The organism is Hymenobacter glacialis (genome assembly GCF_001816165.1).
GTDB lineage: Bacteria > Bacteroidota > Bacteroidia > Cytophagales > Hymenobacteraceae > Hymenobacter > Hymenobacter glacialis.
The window spans coordinates 16166-26920 of sequence record NZ_MDZC01000049.1 but is presented as its reverse complement, the minus strand read 5'-3'; the positions used below and the strand labels follow the sequence as shown (position 1 = coordinate 26920).

Below are 10755 nucleotides of genomic sequence, written 5' to 3'. Positions count from 1 at the left end.
ATGCCTTTGCCGAGGGTGGAAGCCAGAGGTGCGGAGCGGCCCAAAGCGCCCTGGCCTAACCCACGCGCTAGCGGTGCCAGGACCCATTGCTATGGAAAGAATGTGTCAGCAGCAAAGCGTGAAAAAACCCCGGCCGAATCTGTTGGGCCGGTGCGGGGGGGGCGTTTGGCCGTAAATTGGCGCCTGCTTACTTATTCTCCTTATGACCGAAGCATATATCGTTGACGGCATTCGCACGCCGATTGGAAACTTTGGCGGCACGCTGGCCCCCGTTCGCCCCGATGACCTCGCGGCCCACGTTATTCAGGAGCTGCTTCGGCGCAACCCTACGGCCGACCCGGCGGGCATTGCCGACGTGATTATGGGCTGCGCCAACCAAGCCGGCGAAGACAACCGCAACGTGGCCCGCATGGCGCTGCTGCTGGCCGGCCTGCCATCCTCGGTGCCCGGCGAAACCGTGAACCGCCTCTGCGCCTCGGGTCTGTCGGCCAGCATTGCCGCAGCCCGCGCCATCCAGAGCGGCGACGGCGACTTGTTTGTGGCCGGCGGCGTGGAAAACATGACCCGTGGCCCGCTGGTCATCTCCAAAGCCAGCGCCGCTTTTGGCCGCGATTCGCAGATGTACGACTCCAGTTTCGGCTGGCGCTTCATCAACCCGCGCATGGAGGAGCTTTATGGCACCGATGCCATGGGCGAAACCGCCGAGAACCTGGCCGAGCGCGACCACGTCAGCCGCGAGGACCAGGACCAGTTTGCGTACGGGTCGCACCAGCGCGCCGGCGCGGCGCGCGACTCGGGCCGCTTTGCCCGGGAGATTGTGCCCGTGTCCATTCCGCAGCGCAAGGGCGAGCCGTTGCTCTTCGAGCACGACGAATTCATCAAGGCCAATACCTCGCTGGAAGGACTGGCGAAGCTGCGGCCTGCCTTCCGCAAAACCGGCTCCGTGACGGCCGGCAACTCCTCGGGCCTCAACGACGGCGCGGCGGCCCTGCTGCTGGCTTCGGCGGCAGGCCTGAAGCAGCACAACCTCACGCCCCGCGCCCGCATTGTGAGCATGGGCGTGGCCGGAGTCGAGCCGCGCTACATGGGCATCGGGCCAGTACCCGCCAGCCAGATGGCCCTCAAAAAAGCCGGCCTCACCCTCAACGACATGAATCTAATTGAGTTCAACGAGGCATTTGCGGCCCAGGCGCTGGCCTGCATCCGCGGGCTGGGCCTGGAAGGCCACGACCCGCGCATCAACCCTAATGGCGGCGCCATTGCCTTGGGCCACCCGCTGGGCATGAGCGGCGCCCGCCTCCTCAACACCGCTGCCCTGGAGCTGCAGGAGCAACGCAAGCGCTACGCCCTTATTACCATGTGCATCGGCGTGGGCCAGGGCTACGCCGTCATTATTGAGCGGGTGTAGCTAAACAAGGGCCGCGTCGCAGGACTTTCCCGAAGCGTTAGACCTAACTCCCACCGCAACGGATGTTTGACCGGCTGATTCACTTTTCCATTCACAACAAGCTCATCATTGGGCTACTCACCATGGCCCTGGTGGCCTGGGGCGGCTACTCGCTCAGCCGGCTGCCCATTGATGCCCTGCCCGACATCACCAGCAACCAGGTAATTGTGTACACGGTGGCGCCCTCGCTGGCCGCGCAGGAAATTGAGCGCCTCGTGTCCTTGCCCGTCGAGCAGAGCATTGCCACTATTCCCGGCCGGGTGGAGGTGCGCTCCTTTTCGCGCTTCGGGCTGTCGGTGGTCACCATCGTCTTCGAGGACAACATTGACATTTACTGGGCGCGCCAGCAAGTAACCGAGCGCCTGCGCGACGCCGAAAGCCGAATACCCGCCGGCACGGGCCGCCCCGAGCTGGCCCCGGTAACCACCGGCCTGGGCGAAATATACCAGTACCTGGTGCGGGCCAAGCCGGGCTACGAAAAAAAGTACACCGCCACCGAGCTGCGCACCATTCAGGACTGGCTGGTGCGCCGGCAGCTGCTGGGCACGCCCGGCGTGGCTGATGTGAGCTCTTTCGGCGGGTTCCTGAAACAGTACGAAGTGGCGCTCGACCCCGAGCGCCTGCGCTCGCTGGGCGTGACCGTGAACGAGGTATACCAGGCCGTGGCGGCCAACAACCAGAACGCCGGCGGCGCCTACCTCGACCAGAACCCCACGGCCGCGTTTATCCGCACCGAGGGCTTGGTGACGTCCCTGGCCGACATTGGCAACATCGTGGTGCGCAGCACCAGCAACGGGCTGCCGGTGCTGGTGCGCGACGTGGCCGAGGTGCGCTACGGCGCGGCCGTGCGCTACGGCGCCATGACCCTCGCCAGGGGCGAAGTGACGGGCGGGCTGGTGCTCATGCTGAAAGGCGCCAACGCCGCCGAGGTCATTGAGGACGTAAAAACGCGCATGGCCACCATCCGCAAAACCCTGCCCGAGGGCGTGAGCGTGGAGCCGTTTCTGGACCGCTCCCACCTCGTGAACCGCGCCATTGACACCGTGACCACCAACCTGCTGGAGGGGGCGCTGATTGTGGTGTTTGTGCTGGTGCTGTTTTTGGGCAACTGGCGGGCGGGCCTGGTGGTGGCGTCTGTGATTCCGCTGGCCATGCTGTTTGCCGTGAGCATGATGCGCCTCTTTGGCGTATCGGGCAACCTGATGAGCCTGGGCGCCATCGACTTCGGGCTGATTGTGGATGGGGCCGTTATCATCGTGGAAGCCATTGTGCACCGGCTGCACGGCGGGCACGCGCCCGGCCACGCGGCGGGCGGGCGGCTCACGGCGCAGGAAATGAACGACGAGACCTACCACGCGGCCAGCAAAATCCGCTCCTCGGCGGCCTTTGGCGAAATCATTATTCTGATTGTGTACCTGCCGCTGCTGGCTTTGGTCGGCATCGAGGGGAAGATGTTCCGGCCCATGGCCCAAACCGTGGCTTTCGCCATTCTGGGCGCCTTCATTCTCTCGCTCACCTACGTGCCCATGATGGCGGCCCTGGCCCTGAGCCGGTCCACCGACGCCACACCTACCTTTTCGGACCGCATGATGGCCTTTTTTACCCGGTTTTATCATCCGCTGCTGAAGGTGGTGCTGCGCCGTCAGGCGGTGGTGCTGGCGGCGGCCACGGGGCTGCTGGTGGGGGCGTTTTTCCTGTTTCGCACCCTGGGCGGGGAGTTTATTCCCCAGCTCAGCGAAGGCGACTTTGCCGTGGAGATGCGCACGCTCACGGGCTCCTCGCTGAGCTACACCGTGGAGAAAGCCCAGCAGGCCGGCGGCATTCTCAAGGCACAGTTTCCGGAGGTGAAGGAGGTGGTGGCCAAAATCGGGTCGAGCGAAATTCCCACCGACCCCATGCCCGTGGAAGCCGGCGACCTGATAGTGGTGCTGAAAGACCAGAAAGACTGGACCTCGGCCCCGAACCGCGACGAGCTGGCCGAGAAAATGTCCGAGGCCCTTAGCGTCATTCCGGGCGTCACGTTCGGCTTCCAGCAGCCTATTCAGATGCGCTTTAACGAGTTGATTTCGGGGGCCAAGCAGGACGTGGTGCTCAAAATTTACGGCGAAGACCTGCAGCAGCTGGCCGACTACGCCCAGCAGGCGGGCCGGCTGCTGCGCCAGGTGCCGGGCGCCGAGGACGTGTACGTGGAGCAGGTGACGGGCCTGCCCCAGATTGTGGTGGCGCTGGACCGCAACCGCCTGGCGCAGTTCGGCCTGAACGTGGCCGACGTGAACCGCACCGTGCAAACCGCCTTTGCCGGCGAGGTGGCCGGCCAGGTGTTTGAGCAGGAGCGCCGCTTCGATTTGGTGCTGCGCCTGCGGGCCGACTGCGCAGGGACATCAACAGTGTGCGCCGCCTCTTTATTGCCGCGCCCAGCGGCCAGCAGGTGCCCCTGGAGCAGGTGGCCCGCGTGGAACTGCGCGAGGGTCCCAACCAGATTCAGCGCGACGACGCCAAGCGCCGCATTTCGGTGGCCTTCAACGTGCGGGGCCGCGACGTGGCCACCGTAGTGCAGGAGCTACAAGCCAAAATAGACCAACAAATAAAGTTCGCGCCGGGCTACTACACCACCTACGGCGGCCAGTTTGAGAACCTGCGCCAGGCCACCGAGCGCCTGAGCATTGCCGTGCCGGTGGCGCTGCTGCTCATCTTCGTGCTGCTGTTTTTCACGTTCCGCTCGCTTAAGCAGTCGCTGCTCATTTTCACGGCCATTCCGCTCTCAGCCATTGGCGGCGTGGTAGCGCTGTGGCTGCGCGACATGCCCTTCAGCATCTCGGCCGGCGTGGGCTTCATCGCCCTGTTTGGGGTGGCCGTGCTCAACGGCATCGTGCTCATCGGCTACTTCAACCAGCTTAAGGAAGAAGGCATGACCGACCCGCTGGCGCGCATCCTGCGCGGCACCGAAGTGCGCCTGCGGCCGGTGCTGATGACGGCCACGGTGGCCTCGCTGGGCTTCCTGCCCATGGCCCTGTCGCAGTCGGCCGGCGCGGAAGTGCAGCGCCCGCTGGCTACGGTGGTCATCGGGGGCCTGGTTTCGGCCACGCTGCTCACGCTGCTGGTGCTGCCGGTGCTGTATGCATTGAGTGAGCGAAAAACCTCAACCCCCCGACCCCCTTCTCCCGCGGAGAAGGGGGAGCCTGATGATTTGGAACCGCGCATGACCGGCTCCCCCTTCTCCGCGGGAGAAGGGGGCCGGGCCCCGGAGGGGTCTCATGAGGTGAAGCTAGCCGGCGTGCTCCTGCTCCTACTATTTCCACTACTCACCAAAGCCCAATCCCCCCTCACCGCTCCCCAAGCGGTAGCGCAGGCCCTGCAAACCAATGGCACGGTGCTGGCCGGGCAGCGAGCCTTGGAAGCCCAGCAGGCCGTGCGCCGGGCCGCCTACGACGTAGGCCGCACCACCATCACGGGCAGCTACGGGCAGTACAGCTCGGCGAATAAAGACAATCTATTTAGCATCACGCAGGCGCTGGGCCTGCCTGCCGTGTACCGTAGTGCTGCCGACCTAGCCGATACCCGCATCGAAGGCCAGCAGCAGCAGCTGGCCCTGGTGCGGGCCGAGCTGCGCCGGCAGGTGCGCTTGAGCTACGAGCAGGCCGTGCACGCACGACACCGGCTACGGGTGCTGCGCGGGCAGGACAGCGTGTACTCCGAGTTTTTGCGCGCCGCCAACCTGCGCTTTAAAACCGGCGAGGCGGCGCGGCTGGAGCCGGCCACGGCCCTGGTGCAGCAGGGCGAAATCCGGACGCAGCTGCGGGCCGCCCAAACCGACTTTCGGGTGGCGCAGCGGCAGCTGCAGGCCCTGCTGCAGGTGCCCGCCACCGTAGCCGTGCGACAGCCTGCTGCGACCCCTGGTGCTGCTGGCCGCGGTGCCCGCCGCCCCCGACTCGGCCGCGCTGGCGCGCAGTCCGCAGGCGCAGGTGCTGCGGCAGCAGGTAGCCCAGCGGCAGGCCGAAACCCGGGTGGAGCAGGCCCGCGGGCTGCCGGAGTTCTCGGTGGGCTACTTCAACCAATCCATCATTGGCTACCAGCAGCTGGAATTGGGCGTGGAACGCTACTACGGGCCCGGCTCCCGCTTTCAGGGCGTGCAGGCGGGCGTGGCTGTGCCCCTGCTGCGGGGGCCGCACAAGGCCCGGGTGCAGGCCGCCCGCCTGCAGGAACAGGTGGCGCTGGCCGAGCTGGGCCGCTACCGCGCCGAGCTGGCTGGCCGGATTGATGAGCTGCTGGCTCGCCGCGCCGAGCAGCAGGAGCGCCTCGCCTACTTCGAGCAAACGGCCCTGCCGCAGGCCACCGTCATCACGCGCCTCTCCACCCTGGCCTACAAGGCCGGCGAAACCGGCTACTCCGAATACCTGCTCAACCTGGAGCGGGCCCGCCGCCTGCGCCTCGACTACCTCGACGCGCTGCTGCAACACAACCAAACCGTCATCGACCTGGAGTACCTGCTCGGCGCGCAGTAGCCCGGGCCGGGTTCTTCACGGCAGTCTTTTCTTATGAAACCCATTCTCCTGTATTGCTTACTGCTTGGCGTGCTGCTGGGCTGTGGGAAAAACGAAGCTCCCGCCGAAGCCGCCGAAACAACGGAGGCCAGCCCCGCAACGGGCGCAACGAGTGAGGCCGCCACCCCCGACCAGGTGACGCTGACCGCCGCCGAGCAGCAGATGGGCGGCCTGCGCCTGGACTCCCTCACCAACCGCCCCATGAGCGGCGGCCTGAAAGTGAACGGCGTGCTGGACGTGCCACCCGAAAACCTGACCTCGGTGAGTGCCCCGCTGGGCGGCTTTGTGCAGCACACCGAGCTGCTGCAGGGCACCAAGGTGCGGGCCGGCGAGGTGCTGGCCGTCATTCGCAACCCCGATTTTGTGCAGCTGCAGCAGGATTACCTGGAAACCCGCAGCCAGCTCAAATTTGCCAAGGCCGAGTACGAGCGGCAGGGCGAGCTGTACCGCCAGGAAGTAGCCCCCCAGAAAAACTACCAGCGCGCGCAGGCCGAGTACGAGGCCATGAAGGTGAAAACCAACGCCCAGGCCGCCCGGCTGCGCTTCGCGGGCCTGCCCGTGGGCGGGGCCATGGTGACCACGGCCGCGGTGCGCACGCCCCAAAGCGGCTTTGTGAAAGCCGTGAACGTGAGCGTGGGCCAGAGCGTGACGCCCACCGACGTGCTGTTTGAAATAGTGAACCCCGAGCACCTGCACGTGGAGCTGATGGTGTTTGAGAAAGACATTCCGCAGGTGAAAGTGCGGCAGCTGGTGCGCTTCGCCCTGGGCAACGACTCGGTGGGCCGCGAACGCACTGCCCGCATCTACCTCATCGGCAAAACCATCAGCAACGAGCGCACCGTGCGGGTGCACGCCCACCTCGACAACGAGGACGAGCAGCTCCTGCCGGGCACCTTCGTGCGGGCCGTCATCGAAACCAACCGCGTGACCGTGCCCACGCTCCCCGAAAAAGCCGTGGTGCAGTACGGCGCCCAGGCCTACGTATTTGTGGCCACCAACGCAGCCGGCCCGCCCGGCTCGGCTTCCTACCGCATGGTGCCCGTCAGGCGCGGCGTGAGCGAGGATGGCTACACCGAATTCCAATTGCCGGCCGCCGAATTGGGCAAACCCCTGCGTTTTGTCGTAGAAGGAGCTTACTCGCTGCTCAGCAAGCTTAAAAACGCCGAGGAGGAAGAGTAGGCCGGCTTGGTTTGTGGCCTGGCGTTTTCTCATCTGATTTTCTTCGCCCATGCCCAACCCTTCCTCCGACAACCTCGACGAAGAGCTGAACACCGCCAAGCAGGTACAGCTCGAAAACGTGGGGGCCCTCACCCGCGAGCAGCTCACGCCCAAGGCGGCGGCCTCGCCCGAAGGCCACGACGTGCCCGGCCACGACCACAGCGGCCACAACCATCCGCCCGGCAAGCGGGTAGTGGACCTGGCCGGCCGGCCCGCCGACGAGCACGCCGGCCACGACCACGCTTCCGGCGATGACCACAACCACGGCCCGGCCGGCGACTACCCCTACCTGGTGCCGGGCATCAGTCTGGTGTTGTTGCTGGCCGGCATTGCCATGGACTACTACGAGGTCGGTTTTTTCAGCGGCTTCGTGCGGCCGCTCTGGTTTGGGGTGGCCTACCTGCTGGTGGGCTGGAAGGTGCTGCGCTCCGCCGTGCTGAGCATTCCTTCAGGCAACATCTTCAACGAGTTTCTGCTCATGAGCATTGCCACCATTGGGGCTTTTGCCATTGGCGAATACGCCGAGGGCGTGGCCGTGATGCTGTTTTACACCGTGGGCGAGCTGTTTCAGGACGCGGCCCTGAACCGGGCCAAGCGCAGCATCAAGGCCCTGCTCGAAATTCAGGCCACCGAAGTGGGCGTGCTGCGCGACGGGCAGCGCCTGGTGCTCGACCCCAAAGCCGTGGCCGTGGGCGACGTTATTGAGGTGCGGCCCGGTGAGAAAGTGGCGCTGGATGGCACGCTGCTTTCGGCGCGCGCCACCTTCAACACGGCTGCCCTCACCGGCGAGTCGGTGCCCCAGACCAAGCAGCAGGGCGACGTGGTGCTGGCCGGCATGATAAACCAGGACACCCTGAGCCAGATTACCGTCACGGCCGGCTACCGGGACACCAAGCTGAGCAAGATTCTGGCGCTGGTGCAGGACGCCGTGGGCCGCAAGGCCAAAACCCAGCAGTTCATCACCAAGTTTGCCCGCATCTACACGCCCATTGTGGTGGGCCTGGCCGTACTGCTCACGCTGTTGCCCTACTTTTTTGTAGACGACTACGTGTTCCGCGACTGGCTCTACCGGGCGCTGGTGTTTCTGGTTATTTCCTGTCCCTGTGCGCTGGTTATCAGCATTCCGCTGGGCTATTTCGGCGGCATTGGGGCGGCTTCCCGGGTGGGCGTGCTCTTCAAAGGCTCGAATTTCCTGGACGTGATGCGCGAGATTGACACCGTGGTAATGGACAAGACCGGCACCCTCACCAAGGGCGTGTTTGCCGTGCAGCAGGTGGTGGCCGCCTCCGGCCCTACCGGGGCTACCCAGGATGCAGCCCGCTTCACAGCCCTGGCCGCGGCGCTCGAAGCCAAATCCACCCACCCCATTGCTAAGGCGGTGGTGGAGCATGCGGGCGGCAGCGGCACCAACCTGGCCGTGGAAAACGTGGAGGAAATAGCCGGCCACGGCCTGCGTGGCCGCGTAGACGGCCACGACCTGCTGGCCGGCAACGCCAAGCTGCTCACCAGATTCAGCGTGGCCTACCCGGCCGAGGTGGACCAGGTGACCGACAGCATTGTGGTAGTAGCCGTGGACGGACAATACGCCGGCTACCTCACCGTGGCCGACGAGCTGAAGGAAGACGCCGCCCAGGCCGTGCAGGAGCTCCGGGCGCAGGGCATCGGCACGGTGGTAATGCTATCCGGCGACAAGGACACCATTGTGCAGCGCGTGGCCCGGCAGCTGGGCATTACGGAGGCCTACGGCGGGCTGCTGCCTGAAGACAAAGCCGCGCACGTGGAGCGCCTCAAAGCCGCCGGGCACCGCCTGGCCTTCGTGGGCGACGGCGTGAACGACGCCCCCGTAATAGCCCTGGCCGACGTGGGCATCGCCATGGGCGGCCTGGGCTCCGATGCCACCATCGAAACCGCCGACGTGGTCATTCAAACCGACCACCCCAGCAAAATTGCCACCGCCCGCCGCATCGCCAAAGCCACCCACCGGGTAGTTTGGCAGAACATCTGGCTGGCCTTCCTCGTGAAAGCCGCCGTGCTGGCCCTCGGTGCCGGCGGCCTGGCCACCATGTGGGAAGCAGTATTCGCCGATGTAGGCGTGGCCCTGCTGGCCATCCTGAACGCCGTGCGCATTCAGCGCATGGACTTCAGCAGCCCGCCCGCGCCTAATAGCTAAACCAGCTGTTGGTATCCATCCTGCTCGCTTATCCAGTAGGCGGCGGTGCCAATAACGGCCTGCAAAGCCTGACCTGGGCAAGGGCAGCCACGTTTTCAAGCTCGCTGAAGGCGCGTTTAATGAAATTGCAGTCGGGTGAGGAGGGCGGCAGGTACGGCAGGCGCGGGCCACAGGCGTTGACCGCCCCTGCCAGCCCGGCTACTTGTTGGGCCGACTGGTTTTCGAGCACTGCCATGTCACCGGGCCGCAGCATCAGACCCAGCACCTGGCGCAGGCAGGCGATAAAGATGTCGCTGTTGACGGCGCCGCTCACGGCAATGGCTGCCTGTATCTGTCCGGTCCCAGCACAGCCAGGAGCGCGCCAATGCCTGCCCACGCTGCGCTGAGGAATGCCGTAAATTAAATAGCTGCTTGGATGCTCTTTTCTGGTTGACCTTGCAAGGCCCCACCCAAACTTGTTGGGCGTTGCCATACTTGAACAACAATATTGCCCCATCGAACCTTATTAAATGGAATTTCAATCTTGCCCCTGGCACGAGTTTGAGTATGCGGCCGCGCAGTTCTGCGAGGAATCGCTCTGCGGTTGGGTGCGGCAGCCTGGCAATACGGTTTCCAACCTGGGCTTTCTGGTGGTGGCTTACCTGATATTTCGGCACGCTGGAAAACACAACGCGCGGCACCTCATTCCCCTGGCTTACATTTCCATTGCCACGGGCCTGGGGTCTGCTTTCTTCCACGCTTCGGAAACCTGGGTCGGGGGCATTATCGACTTCTCGACTATTTACCTGGGCTCGGCTTTCATGTTTGCCATGAACGTGCGGCGACTCACAAATTGGGGCAAGCCGGCTATTGTGCTGGTATACTGGGTGTTCTTTCTGGGGTTCTTCGGCCTGCTGTTTTGGGACCGGGACCTGGCCCGTACGTCGTACGCGCTGCAAAGCGTGCTGTGCTGCATCGTGCTGGAAGCCATTCTATTTTTTCGGCAAGACTACCGCCCCTCCTACCGCTGGTTCTGGGCTTTTTGGGGTTCGTTCCTGCTCGGCTACGGACTGTGGCTTCTCGATGTCAAGCACATAGTGTGCGACCCTACAAACCACTGGGTGTCGGGCCACGCCCTGTGGCACTGGCTGGACGCCCTGGCCTTGTACTGCGTTTACCGCTTTTACACCGGCATTCCGGTGCTGCGCTTTTCCCCGCAACCCTTGGTCACTGACGCAGGCAAGCGGGGCTGATTCAGAAGCTGGCCTTTCCCCAGCACTCTGGCAGACACACTTTGTTGCGTGTCTGCCTACCGTTCGTTTTCTCCCGTTCAACGCTCATGCCTCATGAAAATGCGGCCGAATGAATTCGGGCCAAATGAATAACCGGAAGATGAATCC

Annotated in this window: 5 protein-coding genes and 1 pseudogene; 5 read left to right on the top strand and 1 reads right to left on the bottom strand. The window is 64.6% G+C overall.

The genetic code is table 11. From position 1 onward, the window contains the following. The first annotated feature begins 202 nt into the window (after nt 1-202). From pcaF to BEN48_RS06305, 4 genes and pseudogenes are all read left to right on the top strand, one after another. Entirely contained in the window at nt 203-1408 is a 1206-nt protein-coding gene (gene pcaF, locus BEN48_RS06320) for a 3-oxoadipyl-CoA thiolase (protein ID WP_070733764.1), read from the top strand. Between the two features lie 62 nt (nt 1409-1470). Further along, nucleotides 1471-5949, top strand: a pseudogene (locus tag BEN48_RS06315) (CusA/CzcA family heavy metal efflux RND transporter). Nucleotides 5950-5982: 33 nt separating this feature from the next. Further along, on the top strand, nt 5983-7167 hold the full coding sequence (locus BEN48_RS06310) for an efflux RND transporter periplasmic adaptor subunit (protein WP_070733763.1): 1185 nt from the start codon (nt 5983-5985) through the stop codon (nt 7165-7167). Nucleotides 7168-7216: 49 nt separating this feature from the next. Then, complete coding sequence (locus tag BEN48_RS06305; RefSeq protein ID WP_070733762.1) at nt 7217-9376, top strand: heavy metal translocating P-type ATPase; 2160 nt, start codon at nt 7217-7219, stop codon at nt 9374-9376. Between the two features lie 28 nt (nt 9377-9404). Here BEN48_RS06305 and BEN48_RS06300 read toward each other — a convergent pair whose 3' ends face one another. After that, entirely contained in the window at nt 9405-9848 is a 444-nt protein-coding gene (locus tag BEN48_RS06300) for a transposase (RefSeq protein WP_158010113.1), read from the bottom strand. 37 nt (nt 9849-9885) lie between these two features. On the opposite strand from BEN48_RS06300, the gene BEN48_RS06295 reads away from it, so the two are divergent. After that, a complete protein-coding gene (locus BEN48_RS06295; RefSeq protein ID WP_070733760.1) occupies nt 9886-10608 on the top strand; it encodes a ceramidase domain-containing protein in 723 nt (240 codons plus the stop codon). Nucleotides 10609-10755: the final 147 nt, after the last annotated feature.

What these genes read in the sequence shown, in the direction of transcription:
- pcaF (WP_070733764.1), top strand. Translation starts at nt 203, where the DNA reads ATGACCGAAGCATATATCGTTGACGGCATTCGCACGCCGATTGGAAAC.
- BEN48_RS06310 (WP_070733763.1), top strand. Translation starts at nt 5,983, where the DNA reads ATGAAACCCATTCTCCTGTATTGCTTACTGCTTGGCGTGCTGCTGGGC.
- BEN48_RS06305 (WP_070733762.1), top strand. Translation starts at nt 7,217, where the DNA reads ATGCCCAACCCTTCCTCCGACAACCTCGACGAAGAGCTGAACACCGCC.
- BEN48_RS06300 (WP_158010113.1), bottom strand. Translation starts at nt 9,848, where the DNA reads ATGGCAACGCCCAACAAGTTTGGGTGGGGCCTTGCAAGGTCAACCAGA.
- BEN48_RS06295 (WP_070733760.1), top strand. Translation starts at nt 9,886, where the DNA reads ATGGAATTTCAATCTTGCCCCTGGCACGAGTTTGAGTATGCGGCCGCG.